Below are 25,280 nucleotides of genomic sequence, written 5' to 3' on the forward strand. Positions count from 1 at the left end.
AAGTCGCGGGCCGTTGTGTTTTAATGAGCACCATTTATGGTCTGGGGCAGGAATATCTGCCGCAGAAAAACTGGCATCGACCAGGTTCAAGCAGAAAGGTCATCAATGAGCTGGATTGAACGAATTCTCAATAAGAGCAATATTACTCCCACCCGCAAGGCGAGCATCCCTGAAGGGGTGTGGACCAAGTGCGATAGCTGCGGCCAGGTCCTGTACCGCGCCGAGCTGGAACGCAACCTTGGCGTTTGCCCTAAGTGCGACCACCACATGCGTATGGCAGCGCGCGATCGCCTGCACAGCCTGTTAGACGAAGGCTCCATGGTGGAACTGGGTAGTGAGCTTGAGCCAAAAGATGTGCTGAAGTTCCGTGACTCCAAAAAATACAAAGATCGTCTGGCCTCCGCGCAGAAAGAGACCGGTGAGAAAGACGCTCTGGTGGTAATGAAAGGTACGCTGCACGGCCAGCCTGTTGTGGCCGCGGCCTTCGAGTTCGCCTTTATGGGCGGCTCTATGGGTTCCGTGGTTGGCGCTCGCTTCGTGCGTGCCGTTGAACAGGCGCTGGAAGACAACTGCCCGATGATTTGCTTCTCCGCCTCCGGCGGCGCGCGTATGCAGGAAGCGCTGATGTCGCTGATGCAGATGGCGAAAACCAGCGCAGCGCTGGCTAAGATGCAGGAGCGTGGTCTGCCGTACATTTCCGTGCTGACCGACCCAACTATGGGCGGCGTTTCCGCGAGCTTTGCGATGCTGGGTGACCTGAACATCGCCGAGCCGAAGGCGCTGATCGGCTTTGCCGGCCCGCGTGTTATCGAGCAGACCGTTCGTGAAAAACTGCCGCCGGGCTTCCAGCGCAGCGAGTTCCTGATCGAGAAAGGAGCGATCGACATGATCGTTCGTCGCCCGGAACTGCGCCTGAAGCTGGCAAGCGTGCTGGCTAAGTTTATGAATCAACCGGCACCAAATCCGGAAGCACCGGGCGAGCCAATTGTGGTTCCGCCAGCTCCGGAACAGGGTCAAGAGGCCTGATTCGCAATTAAGGGCAGGCCAGCAGGCTCTGCCCTTTTCTTTATGTGCATGTTAAGTGGGCATCATGGAAAAAGACCTTATTCCTCAAGCCACGTCGCCCCTGGCAACGTGGCTTTGCTATCTTGAAAACCTTCACTCCACCACTATCGATATGGGCCTCGAGCGCATCAGCAAAGTTGCTGCTACGCTGGACGTGCTCAAACCCGCGCCGACGGTCTTTACGGTAGCCGGGACCAACGGCAAGGGAACGACTTGCCGCACCCTTGAAACCGCGCTGATGGCCGATGGCTACCGGGTTGGCGTTTATAGTTCTCCTCACCTGGTGCGTTATACCGAACGCGTTCGCATTCAGGGCGAAGAGCTGCCGGAAGCGCTGCATACCGCCTCCTTTGCGGAAATTGAGGCCGCGCGCGGTGATATTTCATTAACCTATTTCGAATACGGAACGCTGTCCGCATTGCTATTGTTTAAGCAGCAGGCGGTGGACGTGGTTATTCTCGAAGTAGGCCTTGGCGGCCGCCTCGATGCGACTAATATTGTTGATTCTGACGTTGCCGTGGTGACCAGCATCGCGCTGGATCACACCGACTGGCTGGGCCCGGATCGCGAAAGCATTGGCCGTGAAAAAGCCGGCGTCTTCCGCACCGGAAACCCGGCGGTGGTTGGCGAGCCTGATATGCCGCACACTATTGCCGATGTGGCGCAAGAGAAAGGCGCGGTATTGCTGCGCCGTGGCGTAGACTGGGATTATGAAGTTAACGCAAACGGCTGGTCGTTCCGTGATGCTCAGGGCGAGTTAACTCATTTACCGCTGCCGCTGGTGCCGCAGCCTAATGCGGCGACCGCGCTGGCCGCGCTGCGGGCAAGCAAGCTAAACGTGAGCGAAAAAGCTATTCGCTACGGCATTGAGCACGCCACGCTGCCGGGCCGGTTCCAGATAGTCTCGCAGGCACCGCGTGTGATTCTTGATGTGGCACACAATCCGCATGCGGCGGCTTACCTTGCCGGGCGTCTGGCGGCCTTGCCGAAACAGGGGCGAGTGCTGGCGGTGATTGGCATGCTGCATGATAAAGATATCGCCGGAACGCTCGCCTGTTTGTCGCCTCAGGTAGATAGCTGGTATTGTGCTCCGCTGGAGGGGCCTCGCGGCGCAAGCGCCGGGCAGCTTATTGAGCACCTCGGCCACGGCAAAACCTTTGCAAGCGTTGCGGATGCCTGGCACGCGGCGATGGCGGAAGCTACGGCAGAAGATACCGTGCTGGTGTGTGGTTCGTTCCACACGGTGGCCCATGTAATGGAAGTACTGGACGCGGGGAGAGCAGGTGGCGAGTAAGTTTCAAAACCGATTAGTCGGAACCATTATTCTGGTGGCGCTGGGCGTGATTGTGCTGCCGGGGCTGCTGGACGGGCAGAAAAAACACTATCAGGACGAGTTTGCGGCCATTCCTCTGGTGCCAAAACCAGGGGACAGCGACGAGCCGGATATGCTGCCGGGTGCCAGCCAGGCGCTGCCTTCTCAGCCGCCTGAGGGGGCTGCTGAAGAGGTGAGGGCGGGAACCGCCGCGCCGCCGGGGCTGAATAACGGCACTATCCCCAATGACGGTTCTGCCGGTATAGATGAAGTGCCTGTTACCCGCGAGCAGCCTAAGCCGCAGCCGGTGCAGGAAAAACCAAAACCGAAGCCGGTTGAAAAACCTCAGACTAAGCCTGCGACCACAGACCAGACGGAACAACGCCTGGCGATGACCGCCGAGCAGCCGCCAAAAGCAGAAAAACCGGCCGAGAAAGCCCCGACCGGTCAGGCGTATGTTGTGCAGCTTGGCGCGCTGAAAAATGCCGACAAAGTTAATGAAATTGTTGGTAAGCTGCGCGGTGCCGGGTTCAAGGTTTACACATCGCCAGGGACGCCGGTGCAGGGGAAAATTACCCGCATTCTGGTGGGCCCGGATGCTTCTAAAGACAAGCTTAAATCGTCGCTTGGCGAGCTGAATTCGCTCTCTGGTTTGAACGGCGTGGTGATGAATTACTCGCCACGGTAGCGACGTGTGACCCTCACCCCGACCCTCTCCCTGGAAGGGAGAGGGGAAGGTCGCCACCATACTATCCCCTCTCCCCTATGGGGAGAGGGTTAGGGTGAGGGGAAAAACGACGCTATATCCCCCCTTAGCCCCTGCCGGGTGAGGGGAAAAAAGGGCAATTTTTAATGGCGTTGATGCTTTTTTCAGCGCCATTATTTATTTACGCGGGGGAAGGAAATCCCTACGCAAACGTTTTCTTTTTCTGTTAGAATGCGCCCCGAACTGGACGTCAGGGCGATTTATCACGAGATTTTTTCATGGTCTGGATAGATTACGCCATCATTGCGGTTATCGGTTTTTCTTGTCTGGTAAGCGTAATTCGTGGGTTTGTGAAGGAAGCTTTATCGCTTGTGACCTGGGGATGTGCATTCTTTGTCGCCAGTCATTACTACACTTATCTGTCAGTCTGGTTCACTGGCTTTGAAGACGAACTGGTACGCAATGGGATAGCTATCGCGGTGCTGTTTATCGCGACGCTTATCGTCGGTGCAATAGTCAATTATGTGATTAGCGCGCTGGTACAAAAAACCGGCCTGTCGGGTACAGACAGGGTGTTGGGGATCTGCTTTGGCGCACTTCGTGGCGTACTGATAGTCTCCGCCATTCTGTTCTTCCTGGATACCTTTACCGGTTTTTCAAAAAGCGATGACTGGCATAAGTCGCAGCTTATCCCGCAATTCAGTTTCATCATCAGATGGTTCTTTGACTATCTGCAAAGCTCGTCAAGTTTCTTGCCCCGTTAATCGTAGCGGGGTTGTGGCTTAATGAGGAAAAGACAACATGTGCGGTATTGTCGGAATCGCCGGTTTTATGCCGGTCAACCAGTCGATTTATGATGCGTTAACGGTGCTTCAGCACCGTGGCCAGGATGCCGCAGGCATCGTCACCATCGACGCTTTAAATTGCTTCCGTCTGCGTAAAGCGAATGGCCTGGTGAGCGATGTGTTTGAAGCCCGCCACATGCAGCGCCTGCAGGGCAATATGGGGATTGGGCACGTTCGTTACCCAACCGCCGGCAGTTCCAGCGCTTCTGAAGCTCAGCCTTTCTACGTTAACTCTCCTTACGGCATTACGCTGGCGCATAATGGTAACCTGACCAATGCCCACGAACTGCGTAAGAAGCTGTTCGAAGAAAAACGCCGCCACATCAACACCACCTCAGACTCTGAAATCCTGCTCAATATCTTTGCCAGCGAGCTGGATAACTTCCGCCACTACCCGCTGGAAGCAGACAACATTTTTGCCGCCATCGCCGCCACTAACCGCCAGATCCGCGGCGCTTACGCCTGCGTGGCGATGATTATTGGCCACGGCATGGTTGCCTTCCGTGACCCTAACGGCATCCGCCCGCTGGTTATCGGCAAGCGTGATTTGGGCGACGGACGCACCGAATACATGGTGGCTTCCGAAAGCGTGGCTCTGGATACCCTCGGCTTTGAGTTCCTGCGCGACATCGCGCCGGGCGAAGCGGTGTACATTACCGAAAAAGGCCAGCTGTTCACCCGCCAGTGCGCGGATAACCCGGTCAGCAACCCATGCCTGTTCGAATACGTTTACTTTGCGCGCCCGGACTCGTTTATCGACAAGATTTCCGTCTACAGCGCTCGCGTTGAGATGGGCAAAAAGCTTGGCGAAAAAATTGCCCGCGAGTGGGAAGACCTGGATATCGACGTGGTTATCCCGATCCCGGAAACTTCCTGCGACATCGCGCTGGAAATCGCCCGTATTCTTGATAAGCCGTACCGACAGGGATTTGTGAAAAACCGCTACGTTGGCCGTACCTTTATCATGCCGGGCCAGCAGTTGCGCCGTAAGTCCGTGCGCCGCAAGCTGAACGCCAACCGCGCTGAGTTCCGCGACAAGAACGTGCTGCTGGTGGATGACTCCATCGTGCGCGGCACCACTTCAGAGCAGATTATTGAGATGGCGCGCGAAGCCGGAGCCAAAAAGGTTTACCTCGCTTCCGCCGCACCGGAAATTCGCTTCCCGAACGTTTACGGCATCGATATGCCGAGCGCCAACGAGCTGATTGCTCACGGCCGCGAAGTGGATGAGATCCGCCAGATAATCGGCGCTGACGGCCTGATTTTCCAGGATCTCGACGATCTGATTGAAGCCGTTCGTGTTGAAAACCCGGACATCGCCCAGTTTGAATGCTCGGTGTTTAACGGTATTTACGTCACTAAAGACGTTGATCATAAATACCTCGAGTATCTCGAATCTCTGCGTAACGACGACTCCAAAGCGCTGGCTCGCCAAAACGAAGTGGAAAACTTAGAGATGCACAACGAAGGCTGATTTTCCTCCTGCCTTACGCCCTCGCCCTTACCGGGTGAGGGCCATCCCTTGCATCGCACCTCATCTTACGGCAAAGTCAGCCCAGATATTCTTGACGGGCAAATTCAATGAAACGACTAATTGTCGGTATTTCCGGGGCCAGCGGAGCCGTTTACGGCGTGCGTCTGCTGCAAATTCTGCAACAGCTGCCGGAAGTAGAAAGCCACCTGGTGATGAGCAATGCCGCACGCCAGACGCTGGCGCTGGAAACGGACTACTCCCTGCGTGACGTTCAGGCGCTGGCGGATGTGGTCCACGACGCCCGCGATATTGCCGCCAGCATCTCCTCCGGCTCGTTTAAGACCATGGGGATGGCGGTACTGCCTTGCTCAATCAAAACGCTTTCCGGCATTGTACACAGCTATACCGACGGGCTGCTGACCCGCGCGGCGGACGTAGTGTTAAAAGAGCGCCGCCCGCTGGTGCTTTGCATTCGCGAAACGCCGCTGCACCTTGGCCACCTGCGCCTGATGACCCAGGCCGCCGAGCTTGGCGCGGTGATTATGCCTCCGGTTCCGGCTTTTTATCACCGCCCGCAGACGATACAGGACATCGTCGATCAGACGGTCAACCGGGTGCTGGATCAGTTCGACCTTGAGCTGCCGGAAGACCTGTTTAGCCGCTGGAACGGTGCATAGCCTGCACTAACGCGGTGCATCACAAAATGATTGCCTCATATTGGGGCAATTCTGTAACGCCGATCGCTTTTAGAAGATTTAATCCGCTAAATTCCCTTTCCCCTCTATTCCGGCTCCTCAGACCTGCTATCTTTCAAGCTAGCAGCAGAGTTGCAACGTTTTATTAACATAACGCAGCCGCTTTTTTCCACGCAGGGAAAAGTGGCATGAGAACTGCAACTCTCAGTTTGCCAACGCATTACCACACAACAAGACATCACAAATAAGAAAGCCAAACTTGAGGGTATCGTATGAAGAAGTCGGTTCTTGCTCTTTCTTTACTGCTCGGTCTGTCCAGCGCAGCCAGCGTTTTTGCAGCGATTCCGCAAAACGTCCGTATCGGTACCGATGCGACCTACGCCCCGTTCTCTTCGAAGGACGCAAAAGGGGATTTCGTCGGGTTTGATATCGATCTCGGTAACGAGCTGTGCAAGCGCATTCAGACCAAATGCACCTGGGTAGGCAGCGACTTCGACTCGCTTATCCCGTCGCTGAAGGCCAAGAAAATCGACGCCATCATCTCTTCGCTGTCGATTACCGAAAAGCGCCAGCAGGAAATCCTGTTCTCCGACAAACTGTACGCCGCTGACTCTCGCCTGATTGCCAGCAAAGGCTCCCCGATTGTTCCGACTATCGATTCGCTCAAAGGCAAGCACGTTGGCGTGCTGCAGGGTTCAATCCAGGAAACCTATGGCAACGCCGAATGGCGTCCAAAAGGGGTGGATGTGGTGGCTTATGCCAACCAGGATCTGATCTACTCCGACCTGGCCGCAGGCCGTCTGGACGCTGCATTCCAGGATGAGGTCGCCGCCAGCGAAGGCTTCCTGAAACAGCCTGCCGGGAAGGCGTTCGCGTTTGCCGGCCCTTCGGTGAAAGATAAGAAATACTTTGGCGACGGAACGGGCATCGGCCTGCGTAAAGATGACACCGAGCTGAAGGCCGCGTTTGACAAAGCGCTGGGCGAAATGCGTAAAGACGGGACTTACGACAAACTGGCGAAAAAGTACTTCGACTTTAATGTTTACGGCGAATAAGTTTATCCCTTAGTCTGTAGCCCGGTTTTGAATATATTCTTAACCGGGCAGGATAACTATGCAGGGTGCGGTCCCGTTCCGACTGCACCTTTATGGTGCGAAAACGTTGTCTTCGCAGCGCTATGCGTGAGTTTTCCTTGTCAACGTAGTGGGTGTGAGCCTTAAGTAACGGACAGTCTATTGAGGATAATTATGAAAAAGCTGGTTTTGTCTCTTTCTCTGGTGCTGGCGTTTTCCAGCGCAACCGCAGCGTTCGCCGCTATTCCAAAAAATCTGAGGATTGGCACCGATCCTACCTATGCGCCGTTTGAGTCTAAAAATGCCCAGGGGCAGCTGATCGGTTTTGATATCGACCTGGCCAAAGAGCTTTGCAAGCGCCTTGAGACTCAATGTACCTTTGTTGAAAACCCATTAGATGCGCTGATCCCGTCGCTGAAAGCGAAGAAGATCGACGCCATCATGTCTTCCCTGTCGATTACCGAAAAGCGCCAGCAGGAAATCGCCTTCACCGACAAGCTGTACGCCGCCGACTCGCGCCTGGTTGTTGCCAAAGGCTCGCCGATTCAGCCAACCCTGGAGTCGCTTAAAGGTAAACGCGTTGGCGTGCTGCAGGGCACCACTCAGGAAACCTACGGCAACGAACACTGGGCGCCTAAAGGCATCGAGATTGTCTCTTACCAGGGGCAGGACTCTATTTATGCTGACCTGGCTGCCGGGCGTATCGACGCCGCATTCCAGGATGAAGTTGCCGCCAGCGAAGGCTTCCTGAAGCAGCCGGTTGGCAAAGACTACCAGTTTGGCGGCCCGTCGATTAAAGACGACAAGCTGTTTGGCGTTGGCACCGGCATGGGGCTGCGCAAAGAAGATAACGAACTGCGCGTGGCGCTGAATAAAGCCTTCGCCCAGATGCGTGAAGACGGCACGTACGACAAGTTAGCGAAGAAATACTTCGACTTTAATGTGTATGGTGATTAACCGTTACCGGTGATAAAGGCCCCGCGTCAGACGGGGCCAGTAAGCAGCAAACACTGACGACAGGATACGCACCATGTTGTATGGCTTTTCTGAAGTAATTTTTAAAGGGGCGTTGGTCACGCTTGAGCTGGCGCTCGCCTCGGTTGTGCTTTCGGTGCTTATCGGGCTTGCCGGAGCAGGGGCAAAACTCTCCAAAAAACGCCCGCTGGCGATGCTGTTCGAAGGCTATACCACGCTTATTCGCGGGGTGCCGGACCTGGTGCTGATGCTGCTGATTTTCTACGGGCTGCAAATGGTGCTCAACAGCATTACCGACGCTCTCGGGGTGGCCCAGTTCGACATCGATCCGATGATCGCCGGTATTATTACCCTCGGTTTTATCTACGGCGCATATTTTACCGAAACCTTCCGCGGCGCGTTTCTTGCCGTTCCTAAAGGGCATATTGAAGCCGCCACCGCATTTGGTTTTACCGGCTCTCAAACCTTCCGCCGCATTTTATTCCCGGCCATGATGCGTTATGCGCTGCCGGGGATCGGCAATAACTGGCAGGTTATCCTCAAGGCGACCGCGCTGGTTTCGCTGCTCGGCCTTGAAGACGTGGTGAAGGCTACCCAGCTGGCGGGGAAAAGTACCTGGCAGCCGTTCTACTTCGCCATCGTGGCCGGGATTATCTACCTGGTGTTTACTACGGTTTCAAACGGGGTACTGCTCTGGCTTGAACGCCGCTATTCCGTTGGCGTGAAGAGGGCGGAGCTATGATTGATATCATCCATGATTACTGGCAGTCGCTGCTGTGGACCGACGGCTACCGTTTTACCGGCGTGGCGATTACCCTGTGGCTGCTGATCACCTCTGTGGTGATGGGCGGTATTCTGGCGCTGTTCCTCGCCATCGGGCGCGTATCCAGCAACAAATTTGTCGCGTTTCCTATCTGGCTGTTTACCTATATTTTTCGCGGTACGCCGCTCTACGTGCAGCTGCTGGTGTTTTACTCCGGCATGTACACCCTGGAAGTCGTTAAAGGCACCGAACTGCTGAACGCGTTCTTCCGCAGCGGTCTCAACTGCACCGTGCTGGCGCTTACGCTTAATACCTGCGCCTACACTACGGAAATTTTTGCCGGGGCGATTCGTTCGGTTCCGCATGGTGATATTGAAGCGGCGCGCGCCTATGGCTTCTCGCGGGTGAAAATGTACCGCTGTATTATCCTGCCTTCCGCGCTGCGTATTGCGCTGCCCGCGTACAGCAACGAAGTTATTCTGATGCTGCACTCTACGGCTCTGGCGTTTACCGCCACGGTGCCGGACCTGCTGAAGATTGCCCGGGATATCAACTCCGCTACTTATCAGCCGTTCACCGCGTTTGGCATTGCCGCGGTGCTGTATCTGATTATTTCCTATGTGCTGATTAGCCTGTTCCGCAAGGCGGAAAAACGCTGGCTACAGCACGTTAAACCCGCTTCGCACTGAGTGACTTCTGATGGCTGAAATTAAATTAAACGTAACGGATCTGCACAAACGCTACGGCGAACATGAAGTGCTGAAAGGGGTGTCACTCAAGGCCAACGCCGGGGATGTTATCAGCATCATTGGCTCTTCCGGCTCGGGTAAAAGTACCTTCTTGCGCTGTATTAACTTTCTTGAAAAACCGAGCGAAGGCACGATTGTGGTCAGCAACCAGAATATCAATCTGGTGCGGGATAAAGACGGCCAGCTCAAGGTGGCCGATAAAAACCAGCTGCGCCTGCTGCGCACCCGGCTGACGATGGTGTTCCAGCACTTCAACCTGTGGAGCCACATGACGGTGCTGGAAAACGTGATGGAAGCGCCGATTCAGGTGCTGGGCCTCAGCAAGCAGGAGGCGAAAGAGCGGGCGATTAAATATCTGGCAAAAGTCGGCATCGACGAACGTCAGCATATTAAATACCCGGTGCATCTGTCCGGCGGCCAGCAGCAGCGTGTTTCTATTGCCCGAGCGCTGGCGATGGAACCGGAAGTGTTGCTGTTTGACGAGCCTACCTCTGCGCTGGACCCGGAGCTGGTGGGCGAAGTGTTACGCATCATGCAGAAGCTGGCCGAAGAGGGTAAAACCATGGTCGTTGTAACCCATGAGATGGACTTTGCCCGCCACGTTTCCAGCCACGTTATTTTCCTGCATCAAGGCCGCATTGAGGAAGAAGGGCCGCCGGGGGAGCTGTTCGGTAGCCCGAAAAGCGCTCGCCTTCAGCAGTTCCTTTCTGGTTCTTTGAAATAGCCCCTCACCCTAACCCTCTCCCAAAGGAGAGGGAACTCTTGGTTCCTCCTTCTCCCTCCGGGAGAGGGAGCTCATGATTTGCTCGTGTTTCCCCTTCTCCCTCCGGTAGAGGGCCGGGGTGAGGGTAAATAGAGACTTTACTCTTCTCCCAGAAGCCGTACCGCCGTACTCTCATCCGTCACCAGGCCAGAAACCCAGCGGCCGGTGAGCGCGGCTTTAATCGCGCCAAATTTCTTTTCCCCGCCGGAAAAGGCGATTATCTTGCGCGGGTTATCGCTTTGCAGCGGCACGCTGGTCAGCAGCCCGTCGAGTTCGCTGTAGACCCGCTCGCCCTTGTGGTCGAAGAAGTGGCCGAGCATTTCGCCCGCCACGCCCCGGGCATGCAGCATCCTGACCTGCTCGTCGGTAATAAAACCTTCGGCGTTTAGAGGGCAGCCAATATCGACTTCGCCAATACCCAGAAACGCCACGTTAGCCCCCAGCGCCCGGTCGGCTACGCGCTGGTAAACGCGGTGACGGCACCACATTTCGCGGTCTTCTTCATCGTCTGCATACAGAGGAGCGGGAATGAAGAAATATTTCCCCTGCATTTTCTCCGCCATTTTCAGCGGCATGTCGTAGCGCGTTCCCGAATCGTCGCGGGCTATCGCGCCAATCATCGATACGCAGTGGTGCTGAGGACGTTCAACCCAGGGCAGAACGTCGATAATCGAGCGTAGCGTTTTGCCGGAGCCAATGCCGAATACCTGCGGCTGCTCTTCGGCGATAAACTGCGACATTACCTCCGCACCCTCTACCGCCAGCATCTGCTGGATGGCTTCATTGTCCAGCCCCTCCGAGGGGACGATGCGGCAAATCTCAAGCCCAAAGCGCTCCCGCACCTGCTGCGCCAGCTTCAGGCAGCGGGCAACCGGGTGGGCAATCTTGACCGTCACCATTCCCTGCTCGCGCGCCGAAGACACCAGACGCTGTGCGACCTGGCGCGAAATCCCCAGTTCGCGGGCAATATCCTGCTGTGTCATCCCCGCCACGTAATACATCCAGGCGACGCGCGCGGCCTGCTCTTGTTTTTTCTCTTCTCTGCTCATTCCGGCACCTCGTTAATCTCTGGAACGCATTCTACCCTCAGGGTTCTGCATTGGTCATTGGGCAAAAGTCATTTTTATGGGCAAATGTTGCAGCTGTGAGTTTGATCTCAGAAAGCTCGGCCTCGACGCAACTAGACTATAACAAACGGGCAAATGCCCTTGATAATGACAAATGTTTAAATACGAGGTGGAAGATGACGACGAAATCGGTATGGATGCATATTGGCGCAGGTTCTTTCCATCGTGCGCATCAGGCGTGGTATCTCAACGAGCTGCTGAAGCAGGGCGACGAAAGCTGGAGTATTTCGCTCGGCAATATTCGCAACGATGCCAACGAGCTGCTGGCACAGCTTGCGGCGCAGGGCGGCGAATATGTACTGGAAACGGTGACTCCGGAAGGCGAGCGGGCTTACGAAAAAATTTCCTCTATCCGCAAAGTCTTGCCGTGGGATAAAGAGATCTCTGCCCTGGTTGAAGAGGGTGCCAGGGCATCAACCCGCGTGATTGCATTTACCGTTACCGAAGCCGGTTATTACCTGACCCCGCAGCATGAACTGGACGTTAATCAGCCGGATGTTAAGGGCGACCTTGCGGGCGGGATTTCCACGCTGTACGGCGCGCTAAGCCGTATCCTTCACCGGCGTATGAGCGAAGGCGGTGAGCCGGTTACCCTGCTGAATTGCGATAACCTTCGGCACAATGGTGAGCGCTTTCGCCACGGCTTCCTGTCGTTTCTGAAGGCGAAGGGCGACCATGCGCTCTTTGATTGGGTTAGCACCCATACCGTGTCGCCAAATACCATGGTGGACCGCATTACCCCGCGCCCGACCGCCGACATCGCGCCGCGCGTGAAGGCTGCTACCGGTTTTGACGATAAAGTGCCGGTGATGGGAGAGTCCTTTATCCAGTGGGTTATTGAGGATAATTTTATTCATGGCCGCCCGGCGCTGGAAAAGGTTGGCGTCGAAATGGTGGATTCGGTGCTGCCGTACGAAGAGGCAAAAATCCGCATTCTCAACGCCAGCCACAGCTGCATCGCCTGGGCTGGAACGCTTACCGGCCTGAGCTACATTGATGAAAGCACCGTCCAGCAGCCGATTAAGCAGATGGCCTGGGATTATGTCACCGAAGACGTGATCCCTTCGCTGTCGCCATGCCCGCTGGATCTCGAACAATATCGCGACGTGGTGCTGGCCCGCTTTAGCAATCCGTATATCAAGGATACCAACCAGCGCGTTGCCGCTGACGGGCTGTCTAAAATCCCCGGTTTTATCACCCCGACGCTGGTTGAGTGTTATCAGCGGGGCCAGCAGCCTGCGGCCACCGCCGTGCTGCCCGCGCTGTTCTTCTTGTTCCTGCAACGCTGGGCGCAGGGAAGCCTTCCTTATCCCTATCAGGACGGCGTAATGCGGGAAGAGGCCGTTCGCGCGCTGTTTGCTTCCTCCTCGCCGCTGGAAGCCTTCGTCAACGACGAGACGCTGTTTGCCGGGCTTTCCCGCTCAGACGATTTCCATCAGCTAATGCAGCGCACGGTTGCCCGGCTGGAAAGCTGGATTAAAGCACCGCAGCAGCCGCTGGCCGCGGTTTAAGGAGGCGCTATGTATCTCGGGATTGATATTGGAACCTCCGAGCTAAAAGCTCTGATTATTGATGAGCAGGGCGAGATTCTGGCCTCGGGCCATGCCGCATTGACCGTACAGCGTCCGCATCAGCACTGGGCCGAGCAGGAACCGGAAGCCTGGTGGCAGGCTACTCAGCAAGTGGTTTCTGATTTACGCCAGCAGGTGCCGGACGCCTGGGCAAAAATCCGTGCTATTGGGCTTTCAGGCCAGATGCACGGGGCGGTATTGCTCGACAACCAGGGCAATGTGTTGCGCCCCTGCATCCTCTGGAACGACACGCGAAGCGCGGAACAATGCGCCGCGCTGACGGAGCAGCATCCTGAATTTCTCACCATCGGCGGCAATCTGGTGATGCCCGGATTTACCGCGCCGAAGCTGCGCTGGGTAGCGGAGCACGAGCCGGAAATCTTTGCCCGCGTGGATAAGGTGCTGCTGCCCAAGGACTATCTGCGCTGGCGGCTCAGCGGCGAATTTGTCTCCGATCCTTCGGACGCGGCAGGCACGTTGTGGCTGGACGTGGCAAAGCGTGACTGGTCAGACAAACTTCTGGCCGCCACCGGCCTTAACCGCGGGCAGATGCCTCGCCTGGTAGAGGGCAGCGAAGTCAGCGCCACTCTGCGCCCGGCGCTGGCAACCGAATGGGGGCTGAGTTCTGGAGTGAAAATTGCCGGAGGAGGCGGGGACAATGCCACCTCGGCGGTTGGGGTTGGTGCGGTAAATAACGGCGATGCGTTTATCTCGCTCGGTACTTCCGGGGTCATTTTCGTGGTGAACGATGAGCTGCAAACCCGCCCTGAGTCCGGGGTGCATGCCTTCTGCCACGCGCTGCCGGGCCGCTGGCACCAGATGAGCGTCATGCTAAGCGCCGCCAGCTGCCTGCGCTGGGTATGTAATCTGCTGTCGGTGACCGAAAGCCAGCTGATGGAGGAGATGGCGACGCTCAGTGAAGCGCAGAAAAAGCGCGCGCCGATTTTCCTGCCGTATCTCTCCGGAGAGCGCACTCCGCACAACGACGCCCATGCGATGGGCAGCTTCTTCGCGCTAAATCATGAAACCAACCGGGCGCTGCTGGGCTATGCGGTCATTGAAGGCGTGACCTTTGGCCTGGCCGACGGCATGGCGGTGCTGGAAACCTCCCGCAGCCGAATCAGCCAGTGCAGTCTGACCGGAGGCGGCGCCCGCAGTGCTATCTGGGCGCAGCTAATTGCCGACGTGCTGGATGTGCCGATTGTCACCCATCCGGCAAGCTCTTCCGGTGCGCTTGGCGCGGCCCGCCTCGGCTGGCTGGCCGACGGCGGCGTGGAAGAGGTGGTGTGCCGTAAGCCGCCGGTTCAGCAGCGCTTTACTCCGCGCAAGGCGTCACAATGCGTTCTGCAACAGCGTTTGTGCGCGTTCCGCCTGCTTTACCAACAACAAAAAGCCGCTCGTAAGCTGCTGCCTTGATTTGCCCACCCGGCGGGCGGTTTCGCCGCCGGGAACTCCTGTACCCGTCAACGAGGAAGATTGTTATGCAATCTAAACATTACTGGTTTGGCTTACCCAAACACCTGCTCTGGGGCTTTATCGCGATTGCGATTTTTATGAGCGGCGATGGTTTCGAGATGGCATTTTTGTCGAAACACATTACCGATATGGGCTTTACGCCCGCGCAGTCGGCGATGGTGTTTACTATGTACGGCCTCGCGGCGGGGCTGGCAGCCTGGGCCTCTGGCGTAGTCGCGGAGCTAATCACTCCGCAAAAAGCGATGCTGATCGGTTTTGTCACCTGGGTGGTGATGCACGCCCTGTTTATGTCGCTTGGGCTTGGGCTGCGTAACTATCCGCTGATGCTGCTGTTTTACGGCATTCGTGGCCTGGCTTATCCGCTGTTTATTTACTCCTTTATGCTGATGCTGGTGCAGGTTGTTCCGCGCGAGCGGCTGGCGGCGGCAACCGGCTGGTTCTGGGCTATGTACTCTATTGGCATCGGCGTAATCGGCAGCTACCTGCCAAGCCTGACTATTCCGGCGATGGGGGAAACGGGCACGCTGTGGCTGGCGATTGCCTGGGTCATGTGCGGGGGGCTGATTGCCTTCTTCAGCCTGCGAAATGTGCCGGTTGACCGCTCACGCGTGAACCTGCCGATGCGCGATAAAATGACCGAAATGTCCCGCGCGGTAACTATTCTTTTCAGCAACCGCGATGTGTTCTACGCCTGCTTGATCCGCATCATCAATACGCTGTCGCTATTTGGCTTTGCTATCGTGATGCCGCTGCTGTTTGTCGATCGCCTCGGCTTTACTATTTCCGAGTGGCTACAGGTCTGGGCGGTGTTCTTCTTCGTTACCATTTTCACCAATATCTTCTGGGGAATTATGGGCGAATACATCGGCTGGATACGTCAGGTGCGCTGGTTTGGCTGTCTCGGCATGGCTATCTCCAGCCTGACGTTTTACTACTTGCCGGTGTGGGCGGGCCATAACTTCTGGGTGGCGCTCATTCCTGCTGTGATGCTGGGGACGTTTGTGGCGGCGTTTGTGCCGATGACGGCGGTATTCCCGACTCTGGAGCCGCATCATCGCGGGGCGGCTATTTCCATCTATAACCTGTCGGCGGGGATGAGCAATTTTGTCGCTCCGGCAATTGCCTCGTTAATTCTGCCGTTCTTCGACATTGTGGGCGTAGTCTGGGCCTATACCGGGCTGTATCTGTTTGCCGGGGTGCTGACGTTTATTATTAAGGTACCGCAGCCTAAGCGGGAGAAGGGCAATGCCAGCGCGGGGAAAATGAGTACCGTGGAGCAGTAGAAAAAAGCCGGGCGATAAACCCGGCTTGTTTTTAACGAATAACGTCCTGCAATGCCTCTTCTAAGTCGAACCAGCGGAAGCCAAAGCCCGCCTCCTCAAGCCGTTTGGGCAGAGCGCGCTGCCCGCCGAGCACCAGCACGGAAGACTCGCCCATCAGCAGGCGAATAGCCGTTGCCGGAGCGCGCAGTATGGCAGGGCGCTTTAGCGCGTGGCCCAGGGCGTGAGAAAATTGCTCGTTGCGGACGGGGTAAGGGGAAACCATATTAAACGGCCCGCGCAGATCGTTATCCAGCAGCCAGAGAATACCGTTCACCATGTCGTCGACGTGGATCCACGCCAGATACTGGCGGCCATTGCCGATGGGGCCGCCAAGCCCGAGGCGAAACAGCGGCAGCATTTTTGCCAGAATGCCGCCTTTGGGGGCCAGCACGACGCCGGTACGCAGCAGGCAAACTCGGGTTGCTTCGCTTTGCGCCCCGCAGGCAATTTGCTCCCAGCGGGCGCAAAGTTTGTGGGTGAATTCATTGTGCGGCGGCTCGTCCTCGGTCACCACCACTTCCCCGAGATCGCCGTAATAGCCGGTAGCAGAGCCGGAAATAAAGACTTCAGGAGGCCGAGCGCTGGCCTTAAACAGCTCGACCAGCCGCTCCGTTATTTGCCAGCGGCTCTGGCACAAGCGCTGTTTTTGCTGTTCGCTCCAGCGCTTATCGGCAATCGGCTCCCCGGCGAGATTGATTACCGCATCAAAAGCATCGAGATTTTGCAGCTCGCCCAGCCCGTTGAGCAGCGAGACTCTGGCATCAAGCTGCCGGCGAGTTTTTTCAGGCGAGCGGGTGACGACCGTAACCTTATGGCCGAGTTCAAGCAGGCGGGGTATCAGGTGGCGGCCAATTAATCCGCTGCCGCCGGTAACCAGAATCTCCATGCGTACCTCCCGGTGAGGAGCGCTTAACGCCGCCAACTCAGGGTCATGGAAACCGAGTCGGCGTAGCGAAGCGCGTGAAGTTTATCAATCTCTACTTCAGCATAAGACACCCACGGATGGGCACATGCGATATTCAGCACATCCTGAGTTAATTTTTCCAGCAGCGAGAAGCGGTTATTTTCTACCAGCTGGATGATGTCTTTGGTCACGGTGCGGTAGTTAAGCGCATCGTTGATGTCTTCGCTGCCGCGCGCTTTGTCCGCGGGGTAGTGAATAGCGACGTTGATTACGATGTCCTGACGGTTGGCGATTTCTTCTTCTTTTATGCCGATAAAAGTGCGCAGGCGCAGGTTTTTTATACGGATGACGGCGTCTGGCTGAACGGGTGACATTGCAGGCTCCTTATTCGTTTTTTCCCGCAACAGAATACACCAGCGCGGGAAAAAACTTGAACCGGAGGTTACGGCTTTTCCGACTACTTATAAGCTTTTACGGTCGCAGGGCGGGTGCGTATCCGTTCGAACCAGTTACGCACCGCCGGGAAATTGGCCAGTATGACACGCTGGCGCTCGTGGGAAACTACCCAGGGGTAAGTGGCAATATCCGCAATACTGTAATCATGCCCACCGAGCCACGGCGCTTTCTCGAGCTGTTTATTGAGCACGCCGTACAGCCGCTGGGTTTCGACCTGGTAACGCTCTATAGCGTAAGGCACCGGCTGAGGGGCAAAGTGGTTGAAATGGTGGTTCTGGCCCAGCATTGGCCCAAAGCCGCCAACCTGCCAGAAGAGCCACTGGAGCGTGGCGGTGCGGGCGCGCAGATCTTTGCTCAGCAGTTGGCCGGTTTTATCCGCCAGATAAAGCAGGATCTCGCCGGACTCAAACAGGCTCAGCGGTTCACCGCCGTCCGCCGGTTTGTTATCGACAATTGCCGGAATTTTATTATTCGGTGAAATAGCCAGGAACTCGGGGCGAAACTGTTCACCCTTACCGATATCCACCCGGTGGATTTTGTAGTCCAGGCCTGCTTCCTCAAGAAATAGCGTGATTTTATGGCCGTTTGGGGTAGGCGCATAATAAAGATCGATCATGGTCACTCCAGGGGTTAGCTTATTTTTTGGCAAACTTTTCGAGTATAGGAGCTTTTGTCAGCCTTGCACCGGGATGGTGCATTTTCAGCGGATGACAAAACGTTTTTTTCGCTCTATGTTCAATAACCTGACGCGCTAATAAGTGAGATTACGATGAGCCAGCCTGCCGTTACCCTGTGGTCTGACAGCCACTATTTTAGCCCTTATGCGCTTTCCGTTTATGTAGCGCTGAAAGAGAAGGGACTTGCCTTCTCGCTGCAAACCGTGGACCTCGCCAGCGGCCAAAATTTAAAGCCGGGCTGGAAGGGATATGACCTGACGCGGCGCGTGCCGGTGCTGGCGGTTGGGGATTTTGTATTGAGCGAATCTTCCGCTATTGATGAGTATCTTGAAGAGCGTTTTTCGCCACCAACCTGGGAGCGAATTTACCCGCACGACATAGAAAAACGCGCCCGCGCCCGCCAGATTCAGGCGTGGCTGCGCAGCGACCTGATGCCCATCAGAGAAGAGCGTTCTACGGCGGTTGTGTTTGCCGGAGCGAAAATGCCTCCGTTAAGCGCCGCCGGACAGCAGGCCGCGAACAAGCTGATTGAGACCGCCATGGGCCTGCTGCCGCAGGGGCAGCAAAACCTGTTTGGCGAGTGGTCGATTGCCGATACCGACCTGGCGCTGATGCTCAACCGTTTGATTCTTAATGGTGATGACGTACCAGAGCGCCTGAAGGAGTACGCGGCGTTCCAGTGGCAGCGCGCCTCCGTGCAGCTTTGGGTGGCGCTTTCGGCTAAAACCACGGGCTGATAGCGAGCCGGGAATTGGTTATCATTGGCCCATTATCACTACAGGAGCCAGGGATATATGAAACTGATGTTTGCTTCGGACCTGCACGGTTCGTTACCCGCAACGGAAAAAATGCTTGAGCGTTTCGCCCAAAGCGATGCGCAATGGCTGGTGATGCTTGGCGATATTCTGAATCACGGCCCGCGTAATGCTTTGCCGGACGGCTATAATCCTCCGGCGGTAGCAGAAGCGCTCAACCAGGTTGCTAATAAAATCATCGCGGTACGTGGAAACTGCGACAGCGAAGTTGACCAGATGCTGCTGCACTTCCCGATAACCGCGCCGTGGCAGCAGGTTTTGCTGGCGCAGCAGCGCCTTTTCCTCACTCACGGGCACCTTTATAATCCTGACCACAGGCCGCCTCTGGCCGCTAACGATGTGCTGGTATTCGGCCATACTCATCTTCCGGTTGCACAAAAGCACGAACAGATCTATTTGTTTAATCCAGGTTCTGTCAGCATTCCGAAGGGCGGTTTTGAGGCCAGCTTCGGCATGCTGGATGATGGCGTTCTGAGCGTTCGCACGCTGAAGAGCAATGGGGTTATTGCGCAGGTGAGCATTACCCCGTAACGTTGGCAGGTTAATCCAATAACGCGCCGTAAGAGCGCCCCTGAATAAGGTTTTCCCGATGGTGGATCAGAGTCATTTTGTCGGCACGGAATGGGTAGACATTGTCAATGAAGACAATGAGGTCATCGCACAGGCCAGCCGCGAGCAAATGCGCGCGCAGCGTCTACGTCACCGTGCAACCTATATTGTCGTCACCGACGGTATGGGCAAAATTCTGGTGCAGCGTCGTACCGAGACAAAAGATTTTATGCCGGGCATGCTGGACGCCACCGCAGGCGGCGTGGTTCAGGCCGACGAACAGATGCTGGAGTCCGCCCGCCGCGAAGCGGAAGAGGAATTGGGCATCGCCGGTGTTCCGTTCGCCGAGCACGGCCAGTTCTATTTTGAAGACGAAAACTGCCGCGTCTGGGGCGGGCTGTTCAGCTGCGTTTCCCACGGGCCGTTCGCCCTGCAGGAAGAAGAAGTCAGCGAAGTGAGCTGGATGTCTCCAGAAGAGATAACCGCCCGCTGCGATGAATTCACCCCTGACTCGCTGAAGGCGCTGGCGCTGTGGATGACCCGCAACGCCAAGAATGAGTCTCAGAGCGAAGATAGCGAGTAGTCAGACCTGGCCCTCTCCTTCTCAGGGAGAGGGTGAAAGAAGGTTGCCCTTTCCCTTAACGGAAAAGGGCAAAGCATCAAGCCGCCTTAAAGTTAAAACCGCTATAGGCGTTAAGCGCCGGGAAGCGGGTTCCACGCATGCGCAGCATCAGGTTGATAAGCGCGTGGTTAAACATATAAAGCCTGCCGTCCGTCCCGTCCCCAATCTGGGCAAGATTGCCTATCATCCAGCTGGTTGCCGACTGATTATCGTAGCGCGGTGAAGGCTCAAACAGCTTATCCACATGGCCCGCTTCGGCAAGCATTGTCAGGGCATAGGCGAAAGGATAAGGGCGGTTGATTTCATCCTCGAATCGCTTGTCCATGGTGGAGAAACTGTCGGCGAGCGTGTTGAGCAGGCGGTCGGTAATCAGGTGCTGTTTGCCGGTTATCATCGCGGTTTCGATAACATAAGAGCAGGCGATGCCGTGCAGGAAATAGTTCTCTGACGGGTCGATAACTTCGGCCGTCTGCCCCAGCTGTTCTACCAGCGCGTTGACGCGGTGTTTTTCCTGGTCGATCAGGCCGAGGTTGTACACCGCCGTAATGTAGTACAGCCCCATGTGGGTTCTTTCTACCGGCGTCAGCGCTTCCAGCAGTTCGCTCGCCTGGCGCACGCGGTCCTGACGATAGTTAAGCGCCTGATGATGCCCGGTTGCCGCGATAGAGTTTAGCAGCGTAAGCAGCGGGTAAACTTTCACAAACTCGGGCGACATGCTCTGCGGGAATGACGGATTGATGCCGAGGGTATCCGCGCTGTCGAGGTAGTCCAGCATTTCGATAATGTAGTCGCGGCCGTGTTTATACAGCACTTCGGAATAGCCGAGCAGGCTAATAGCGCTGAATAACATACTGCCGCCGCGCCCGCGGAAGAACGGTGAAGGAATGTTCTCTAAGGTTTTCAGCGCATCCGCAATGTGATTACGGCTGCGGGTGACAGCAAGATCTGCCTTATCGCAGGCCGCCAGCGCAAAGAATACTGAGGTATAGGCGGAGAGTTTTTCATAGTCGCCGTGCCTGCCGCTGTTCTCATCTTTGATGCCGTTCGACTGGATCTCGTTAATGCTGCGGAACAGCAGCCCGGGAAGGTCGATGGTGTTTTCCAGCAAATCAAACAGGTTGATATTCAATTTTGCCAGCGCATCAATGGTGATGCTGTATTGCATGATTCGGCGGTACGGGTCTAACTCATAATTGATTAAAAACAGGATGTTAAAGATATAGACCTGTTTGTCGTGCTCGCTCAGCGTCTGACCCGGCTTAACCAGGAGGCAGATAAAGTCGCAAAGCAGCGACGAAAAGTTAACATAGTTGTTTTTAGACTCGGTTTTATCCTTCAGCTCATCAAAGGCATTCTGGATCCACAGAGAAATAGTCTCGTTGTAGGACACCGGATACTGACCCAGGCCCAGTCCTCTGACTATTCTGCTCCACGGCGTGGCGATAAGTCGGCTTTCGTTATCCAGGTGTGCCATGGCATTGTTCAGGTTGTGTTCGAGTACCTGTTGGTTAAATCGCTGCATAGTTACATTGCCTCTTTGGCGAACTGTTCAACATAAGGCACGCTGACGCCAAGGAACTGGTCGCGCTTGCCCTGTAAAATTTCTAAGGCCCAATTGAGCCACTTAATCCCTTCGCAGTAGATTGCTACCGGCCTGCGCTGGGTACGGATGCTGTCTTTAATCGTGCCGTCCAGCTCGGAGCTGAAGTGGAACGGCGGCATGGCGGTAAAGTGCGTGCCCATCATGAACACGAAGCGCACCAGCCAGTGCGGATCTTCCCGCAGGAAAACCGAGTCCGGGTTAGCGGTGTCATAGACTGTGCTCATCACCTGGGCGAAATATCGCTCCATACCCACAACTTCATGCTGGCTAAGCGGGTTGATATTTTTTTCGGCGCAGTCGGTTATCCGGTAGGTCCGCTGGTAGTCATTGCTTTCGGCGAACTGGATGGTAACCACCGGGTTTTTGGCCGCGTTCAGGCTCATGGTGAGGTTAAACAGCTCGTTATGAATCTCGTCATAGTGGCCGAGGGAGTTGTGCCACGGCTTGTTGTCGTACATGTAGTCGTCGCGGCAGTCCGCACCTTCGCTTTGGTAGCCGATGGCCCGCGGATCGAGGAACCGGAGCTGAATATCTTCGGCGCTGATGGTCGCCAGAGCCCGGGCTATCTCATCTTCGCTTCTGTGCTGATTAATCAGCACCTGAGCGGCCAACAGCGGGGCGGTGTTGCCCATCTTGATGTTCTCGGTGTTGGTATCGCCCATCACCAGAGAGTGCCAAACCGGCTCAAGCATGCGCTGGTACTCAGGGCGCGAGCGGAAGGCGCTCAGCAGAGCCTTGCTGTTAAGGTATTCGCGGCCGTTGATAACGATCTTCTCGCTGTCCAGCAGTTCAGGGCTGAAGCAGCCCGGCGCGGTCTGGCGGCACAGTGCGAGGCGATCTTCAATTTTGCGGAAATAGGACGACTCCAGCGTGTTGCCGCTGGCCGCCACCCGGTTTTCGCGATGGATGTTGTCTCGCAGGAAGATGAAGATGATTTCGTACAGCCGGGCAATCAGGCGCGGAGAAAGGTCGTTGCGCTCGATAAACTGGCTGACTTCCTCGCCTTCCACCAGGCTCATTTCATAGATGACTTCTTTGCAGGTCGCTTTCCCCACGCGTGACTGGCTGGCGGGGGTCAGGATCTCGCGTTCCGTCACGGCATAAACCTGCGGGAACCACGGTTTAACGCTGTCCGGCAGGGCGCGCAAATAGTCTACCTGGCGTGCCGCTTTGGCGAACGGAGGCAGCATCACACCCGTGCCGCCCGCGTGCCATTTGGCGGCGGTTAGCGCCTCGCTTAATATTTTGCGAACCACCACCGGCTCATGCGGCGCACGCTGAATAAACATGGTCATCGATTCACTGCCGCCGTTGCAGAATTGCAGCGGGACTTCGTCCGCCTCAATGTAGGCATTAACGGTGCTGCAAAGCAGATTACGACGGCTGGCGTAGTCGGAAACCTGGCGATGTTCTTCGGTCAGCCAGGTCTGCGCTTCACGTTCGCGCTGCTCCAGCGCCAGCTCCGGCTTACGCAGCCAGATTTCCGGGGCGGAGGCGATAAGAATGATGTCTGATTGATAAGGCTCGGTTTCCAGCGAGTTATCGACCAGGCTGCCGTCGAGGGTTATCACCGACAGATGGCAGTCGAGAGCCGCCTGTACGCGCTCATTGGGGAAATCACCCAATAAGATTTTGAACGTGTTGACCTCAAGATCGCGGTGCCCCAGCAGCGGCAGTCCGTTGACGGAAAGCACGGGAACGCGGGCGTCGCCAAGCTCGGCGGCAAATTTTTTAACGCCGCCCCACGGGAGCATTTTACGGCTGTGTGAAGAGTAGTAATCGCGGCATAGCTGCACCGTGCTGTCGAACGATGCAGCCCCGACGGCGACGAGGCAGGCGAGCCAGCCGATAAAATCTCGGGTCGCCAGGCAGGTATTGGCCTGCTGAACCAGCGCCGGACGATGAACCTGCATTAACTCGAAAGCGAGCGTTTGCAGGATGATACGTCGGATAACCTGAGTTTCAGGCGGCGCCTCGGCGGTATGCAGCTGCAACAACCCGTCCAGCGGCTCTCCATGATTGCGCTCCGCCGCTATACGGCTGCAAACTTCAGCGTAATTTGGGGCGGAGGCTAAATCCTGCAGGTAGTTAAACACCGCAATATTGCTGAGTTCATCGAGGCTGGAGAAGTAGAACAGCGTTTTTTCCGCATGGATGATAAACGGCGTTTTCAGATAACGAATTGCGCCATCCTTGCGCTGAATTTTGAGGTCGGCGTAGGTCTGGTTTTTATCGAGTTCCGTGCCGTGAATATTGCGTCTCAGGCGGGACATCAATACCCGCTCGCCCGGCTGCAAATAGTCGAGATAGCGCCAGCTATTTTTGTAGATGCTGTCCACGCTAACCGGGGCGCAGCCGCTAACTTCCAGCCTGAGCGGCGCAACCTGCTGGATAGCTTCCACGATTTTGGTTGAAAAACGGCTGGTGAACTCGGCGTTTTGGCGGGCTACGTTCAACCAGCTGTCGATACCTGAACAGATATCGGCGGCTTCTTTGCCGTCACGAATGCGGCTTAAAGCACCCAGCGCCTGTACCATCAGCGCGGCTTCGCCGGGAGCGCCGGTGAAGGATAAAGCCGGAGTGTGAATATCGTTGTCGCGCAGCAGCTGGACGGATTTATTTCCCAGACCCAATTCAACAATCGCGTCAGCGCCCAGAGCATCTGCCATGCTGGCCGTGGTAGCCGAGAGCATAATGCAATCAATGATTGCCAGCACCGCCGCGCGTATCTCTTCTTTGCTGGTCAGCAACTGCTCGCTGTGGTTGGCAATCACCGGCGTATGCGGGTCGCAAAAGACAATCTGGCGCTCAATGAAGAACTGCTCCAGCCCCTGTTTAAGCGGAGTAAGCTGCGCCGAATGGGTGAGAAACGTGGTCGGCTCTTTGAGCTTGTTCACCTCAACCGCCGGGTAGTTCTTCATAAAAATATCGAAGCATGACTTGATGCTGGTCTTCACATAGAGATTGATTTGGCACGGACTATAGGCTTTATGTTGTTCAATCTCGGTGCTGAGAAATTCTTCCTGTAGCGCGGCGTATGCCTCTGCCAGCTGTTTTTCTTTGCCGCGCAGGGCGACGACATAATAGGGTTCGGGGATTAAGTTTTGCGCTTGCAGCGCCGCCGGATACCAGGCGGCAATAGACTGGCTGAATGCATCGTCCTGCTTATCGGAGGCCAGTAGAATATACGGGGTAAAGAAATTGGCGATTTTTACGCCGTCGCTGACGCTGAGCGCCCCGCTGGCTACCGCCGAGTTAATGATGCCGAAGCTTTCCCCGCTGTAAGCGAGAAAATGAAGATCCTGATTTTGCCGGTGAGCCTCTGCGCGCAAAAGGGCGGCCAGAGCTAAATTATGAATAAGGAAACTGGCGCCGATAAAACCTTGCTGTTCCATTTTCCCGGAAGGAAGCGTTGCCGGAGTAATCAGCATTTTTTCTGGTTGATTTCCGTACCCCATAGCAGCAGCCGCTTCACAATATATTTGTTCGACTTCTTTATTTCCTGAACGTAACAGGCAATCACCAATATCCTTATACATAACCCGGCTGCCTAAGCCCGGGAAAAATCCCACTATATTATTTCTGCCAGCCACACTCTCTTTTGCTATGTTGGAATTTTTCATCTGTTTATCTCATTAATATTGACATATTTATAAAGCAGCCGTGCCCGTTCCTGTTTTATAAAAAACAGAAAAGGCTCTTGTGGAGAAAGAGTTTTATAACCGGGTACGGCTGCTA

The 25,280-nt window shown here is 55.8% G+C and carries 23 protein-coding genes; 17 read left to right on the plus strand and 6 right to left on the minus strand.

Translation table 11 applies throughout. From position 1 onward, the window contains the following. Positions 1 to 105: 105 nt before the first annotated feature. The 11 genes from accD (at position 106) to hisP (ending at position 10,381) form a co-directional block, all read left to right on the plus strand. Complete coding sequence (gene accD / locus ACG1VR_RS06660; RefSeq protein ID WP_039898511.1) at positions 106 to 1,026, plus strand: acetyl-CoA carboxylase, carboxyltransferase subunit beta; 921 nt, start codon at positions 106 to 108, stop codon at positions 1,024 to 1,026. Between the two features lie 64 nt (positions 1,027 to 1,090). Beyond that, positions 1,091 to 2,359, plus strand: coding sequence for a bifunctional tetrahydrofolate synthase/dihydrofolate synthase (gene folC / locus ACG1VR_RS06665; protein WP_016537483.1), 1,269 nt, complete (start codon positions 1,091 to 1,093; stop codon positions 2,357 to 2,359). Then, the gene (dedD, locus tag ACG1VR_RS06670) at positions 2,349 to 3,065 is read left to right on the plus strand and encodes a cell division protein DedD (protein WP_395490517.1); all 717 of its coding nucleotides are present in this window, start codon (positions 2,349 to 2,351) and stop codon (positions 3,063 to 3,065) included. The genes folC and dedD overlap by 11 nt, the downstream gene beginning before the upstream one ends. Positions 3,066 to 3,361: 296 nt before the next feature. Next, positions 3,362 to 3,847 (plus strand): colicin V production protein, encoded by a 486-nt coding sequence (gene cvpA / locus ACG1VR_RS06675; protein ID WP_016537481.1) that lies wholly within the window; start codon positions 3,362 to 3,364, stop codon positions 3,845 to 3,847. Positions 3,848 to 3,884: 37 nt separating this feature from the next. Further along, positions 3,885 to 5,402, plus strand: coding sequence for an amidophosphoribosyltransferase (gene purF / locus ACG1VR_RS06680; protein WP_016537480.1), 1,518 nt, complete (start codon positions 3,885 to 3,887; stop codon positions 5,400 to 5,402). Positions 5,403 to 5,509: 107 nt separating this feature from the next. After that, positions 5,510 to 6,079 carry a UbiX family flavin prenyltransferase gene (locus ACG1VR_RS06685; RefSeq protein WP_016537479.1) on the plus strand — a complete coding sequence of 190 codons (570 nt, stop codon included), beginning with the start codon at positions 5,510 to 5,512 and terminating at the stop codon, positions 6,077 to 6,079. Positions 6,080 to 6,369: 290 nt separating this feature from the next. Continuing rightward, on the plus strand, positions 6,370 to 7,152 hold the full coding sequence (gene argT / locus ACG1VR_RS06690; protein ID WP_395490518.1) for a lysine/arginine/ornithine ABC transporter substrate-binding protein ArgT: 783 nt from the start codon (positions 6,370 to 6,372) through the stop codon (positions 7,150 to 7,152). Between the two features lie 192 nt (positions 7,153 to 7,344). Further along, positions 7,345 to 8,127, plus strand: a complete 783-nt coding sequence (gene hisJ, locus ACG1VR_RS06695) for a histidine ABC transporter substrate-binding protein HisJ (protein ID WP_016537477.1) — start codon at positions 7,345 to 7,347, stop codon at positions 8,125 to 8,127. Between the two features lie 73 nt (positions 8,128 to 8,200). After that, on the plus strand, positions 8,201 to 8,887 hold the full coding sequence (locus ACG1VR_RS06700) for a histidine ABC transporter permease HisQ (protein ID WP_395490519.1): 687 nt from the start codon (positions 8,201 to 8,203) through the stop codon (positions 8,885 to 8,887). After that, positions 8,884 to 9,597 (plus strand): ABC transporter permease, encoded by a 714-nt coding sequence (locus ACG1VR_RS06705; protein WP_216376262.1) that lies wholly within the window; start codon positions 8,884 to 8,886, stop codon positions 9,595 to 9,597. The genes ACG1VR_RS06700 and ACG1VR_RS06705 overlap by 4 nt, the downstream gene beginning before the upstream one ends. A 10-nt stretch (positions 9,598 to 9,607) precedes the next feature. Further along, entirely contained in the window at positions 9,608 to 10,381 is a 774-nt protein-coding gene (gene hisP / locus ACG1VR_RS06710) for a histidine ABC transporter ATP-binding protein HisP (protein ID WP_016537474.1), read from the plus strand. 137 nt (positions 10,382 to 10,518) lie between these two features. Here the strand turns inward: hisP and ACG1VR_RS06715 are convergent, their stop codons facing one another. After that, positions 10,519 to 11,469 (minus strand): sugar-binding transcriptional regulator, encoded by a 951-nt coding sequence (locus ACG1VR_RS06715; protein ID WP_172569363.1) that lies wholly within the window; start codon positions 11,467 to 11,469, stop codon positions 10,519 to 10,521. Between the two features lie 194 nt (positions 11,470 to 11,663). On the opposite strand from ACG1VR_RS06715, the gene dalD reads away from it, so the two are divergent. From dalD to ACG1VR_RS06730, 3 genes are all read left to right on the plus strand, one after another. After that, positions 11,664 to 13,058: a D-arabinitol 4-dehydrogenase gene (gene dalD, locus ACG1VR_RS06720; protein WP_395490520.1), complete on the plus strand. Its 1,395-nt coding sequence runs from the start codon at positions 11,664 to 11,666 to the stop codon at positions 13,056 to 13,058. 9 nt (positions 13,059 to 13,067) lie between these two features. Continuing rightward, the gene (gene xylB, locus ACG1VR_RS06725) at positions 13,068 to 14,534 is read left to right on the plus strand and encodes a xylulokinase (protein ID WP_395490521.1); all 1,467 of its coding nucleotides are present in this window, start codon (positions 13,068 to 13,070) and stop codon (positions 14,532 to 14,534) included. Between the two features lie 65 nt (positions 14,535 to 14,599). Beyond that, entirely contained in the window at positions 14,600 to 15,877 is a 1,278-nt protein-coding gene (locus ACG1VR_RS06730; RefSeq protein WP_016537468.1) for an MFS transporter, read from the plus strand. A gap of 31 nt (positions 15,878 to 15,908) precedes the next feature. Here ACG1VR_RS06730 and ACG1VR_RS06735 read toward each other — a convergent pair whose 3' ends face one another. The 3 genes from ACG1VR_RS06735 to yfcG all read right to left on the minus strand — a co-directional run bounded on the left by ACG1VR_RS06735 (position 15,909) and on the right by yfcG (position 17,892). Then, positions 15,909 to 16,802, minus strand: coding sequence for a TIGR01777 family oxidoreductase (locus ACG1VR_RS06735; protein ID WP_395490522.1), 894 nt, complete (start codon positions 16,800 to 16,802; stop codon positions 15,909 to 15,911). Between the two features lie 23 nt (positions 16,803 to 16,825). Then, positions 16,826 to 17,194 carry a dihydroneopterin triphosphate 2'-epimerase gene (gene folX / locus ACG1VR_RS06740; protein ID WP_395490523.1) on the minus strand — a complete coding sequence of 123 codons (369 nt, stop codon included), beginning with the start codon at positions 17,192 to 17,194 and terminating at the stop codon, positions 16,826 to 16,828. 83 nt (positions 17,195 to 17,277) lie between these two features. Next, a complete protein-coding gene (gene yfcG, locus ACG1VR_RS06745) occupies positions 17,278 to 17,892 on the minus strand; it encodes a GSH-dependent disulfide bond oxidoreductase (RefSeq protein WP_395490524.1) in 615 nt (204 codons plus the stop codon). Positions 17,893 to 18,045: 153 nt separating this feature from the next. On the opposite strand from yfcG, the gene yfcF reads away from it, so the two are divergent. The 3 genes from yfcF to yfcD are packed head-to-tail and all read left to right on the plus strand — an operon-like array spanning position 18,046 to position 19,900. Next, positions 18,046 to 18,690 (plus strand): glutathione transferase, encoded by a 645-nt coding sequence (gene yfcF, locus ACG1VR_RS06750; RefSeq protein WP_016537464.1) that lies wholly within the window; start codon positions 18,046 to 18,048, stop codon positions 18,688 to 18,690. A 57-nt stretch (positions 18,691 to 18,747) separates the two neighbouring features. Further along, positions 18,748 to 19,299: a phosphodiesterase gene (gene yfcE, locus ACG1VR_RS06755; protein ID WP_395490525.1), complete on the plus strand. Its 552-nt coding sequence runs from the start codon at positions 18,748 to 18,750 to the stop codon at positions 19,297 to 19,299. A gap of 58 nt (positions 19,300 to 19,357) precedes the next feature. Then, positions 19,358 to 19,900 carry an NUDIX hydrolase YfcD gene (gene yfcD / locus ACG1VR_RS06760; RefSeq protein ID WP_016537462.1) on the plus strand — a complete coding sequence of 181 codons (543 nt, stop codon included), beginning with the start codon at positions 19,358 to 19,360 and terminating at the stop codon, positions 19,898 to 19,900. A gap of 76 nt (positions 19,901 to 19,976) precedes the next feature. Here yfcD and ACG1VR_RS06765 read toward each other — a convergent pair whose 3' ends face one another. Both ACG1VR_RS06765 and ACG1VR_RS06770 read right to left on the minus strand, forming a co-directional pair. Next, positions 19,977 to 21,461, minus strand: coding sequence for a hypothetical protein (locus tag ACG1VR_RS06765; RefSeq protein ID WP_172569380.1), 1,485 nt, complete (start codon positions 21,459 to 21,461; stop codon positions 19,977 to 19,979). A gap of 2 nt (positions 21,462 to 21,463) precedes the next feature. Continuing rightward, a complete protein-coding gene (locus ACG1VR_RS06770) occupies positions 21,464 to 25,000 on the minus strand; it encodes a hypothetical protein (protein ID WP_395490526.1) in 3,537 nt (1,178 codons plus the stop codon). Positions 25,001 to 25,280 lie beyond the last annotated feature (280 nt).

It is taken from the genome of Cedecea davisae (assembly GCF_044095835.1).
GTDB classification, from domain to species: domain Bacteria; phylum Pseudomonadota; class Gammaproteobacteria; order Enterobacterales; family Enterobacteriaceae; genus Cedecea; species Cedecea davisae.

Bases quoted from the DNA above. Each gene is read 5' to 3' on its own strand.
- dalD (WP_395490520.1), top strand. From the start codon at position 11,664: ATGACGACGAAATCGGTATGGATGCATATTGGCGCAGGTTCTTTCCAT.
- xylB (WP_395490521.1), top strand. From the start codon at position 13,068: ATGTATCTCGGGATTGATATTGGAACCTCCGAGCTAAAAGCTCTGATT.
- yfcG (WP_395490524.1), bottom strand. From the start codon at position 17,892: ATGATCGATCTTTATTATGCGCCTACCCCAAACGGCCATAAAATCACG.
- yfcE (WP_395490525.1), top strand. From the start codon at position 18,748: ATGAAACTGATGTTTGCTTCGGACCTGCACGGTTCGTTACCCGCAACG.
- ACG1VR_RS06770 (WP_395490526.1), bottom strand. From the start codon at position 25,000: ATGGGGTACGGAAATCAACCAGAAAAAATGCTGATTACTCCGGCAACG.
- ACG1VR_RS06735 (WP_395490522.1), bottom strand. From the start codon at position 16,802: ATGGAGATTCTGGTTACCGGCGGCAGCGGATTAATTGGCCGCCACCTG.
- folC (WP_016537483.1), top strand. From the start codon at position 1,091: ATGGAAAAAGACCTTATTCCTCAAGCCACGTCGCCCCTGGCAACGTGG.
- purF (WP_016537480.1), top strand. From the start codon at position 3,885: ATGTGCGGTATTGTCGGAATCGCCGGTTTTATGCCGGTCAACCAGTCG.
- cvpA (WP_016537481.1), top strand. From the start codon at position 3,362: ATGGTCTGGATAGATTACGCCATCATTGCGGTTATCGGTTTTTCTTGT.
- hisP (WP_016537474.1), top strand. From the start codon at position 9,608: ATGGCTGAAATTAAATTAAACGTAACGGATCTGCACAAACGCTACGGC.
- yfcD (WP_016537462.1), top strand. From the start codon at position 19,358: ATGGTGGATCAGAGTCATTTTGTCGGCACGGAATGGGTAGACATTGTC.
- yfcF (WP_016537464.1), top strand. From the start codon at position 18,046: ATGAGCCAGCCTGCCGTTACCCTGTGGTCTGACAGCCACTATTTTAGC.
- accD (WP_039898511.1), top strand. From the start codon at position 106: ATGAGCTGGATTGAACGAATTCTCAATAAGAGCAATATTACTCCCACC.
- ACG1VR_RS06730 (WP_016537468.1), top strand. From the start codon at position 14,600: ATGCAATCTAAACATTACTGGTTTGGCTTACCCAAACACCTGCTCTGG.
- hisJ (WP_016537477.1), top strand. From the start codon at position 7,345: ATGAAAAAGCTGGTTTTGTCTCTTTCTCTGGTGCTGGCGTTTTCCAGC.
- ACG1VR_RS06765 (WP_172569380.1), bottom strand. From the start codon at position 21,461: ATGCAGCGATTTAACCAACAGGTACTCGAACACAACCTGAACAATGCC.
- folX (WP_395490523.1), bottom strand. From the start codon at position 17,194: ATGTCACCCGTTCAGCCAGACGCCGTCATCCGTATAAAAAACCTGCGC.
- argT (WP_395490518.1), top strand. From the start codon at position 6,370: ATGAAGAAGTCGGTTCTTGCTCTTTCTTTACTGCTCGGTCTGTCCAGC.
- ACG1VR_RS06700 (WP_395490519.1), top strand. From the start codon at position 8,201: ATGTTGTATGGCTTTTCTGAAGTAATTTTTAAAGGGGCGTTGGTCACG.
- ACG1VR_RS06715 (WP_172569363.1), bottom strand. From the start codon at position 11,469: ATGAGCAGAGAAGAGAAAAAACAAGAGCAGGCCGCGCGCGTCGCCTGG.
- ACG1VR_RS06705 (WP_216376262.1), top strand. From the start codon at position 8,884: ATGATTGATATCATCCATGATTACTGGCAGTCGCTGCTGTGGACCGAC.
- ACG1VR_RS06685 (WP_016537479.1), top strand. From the start codon at position 5,510: ATGAAACGACTAATTGTCGGTATTTCCGGGGCCAGCGGAGCCGTTTAC.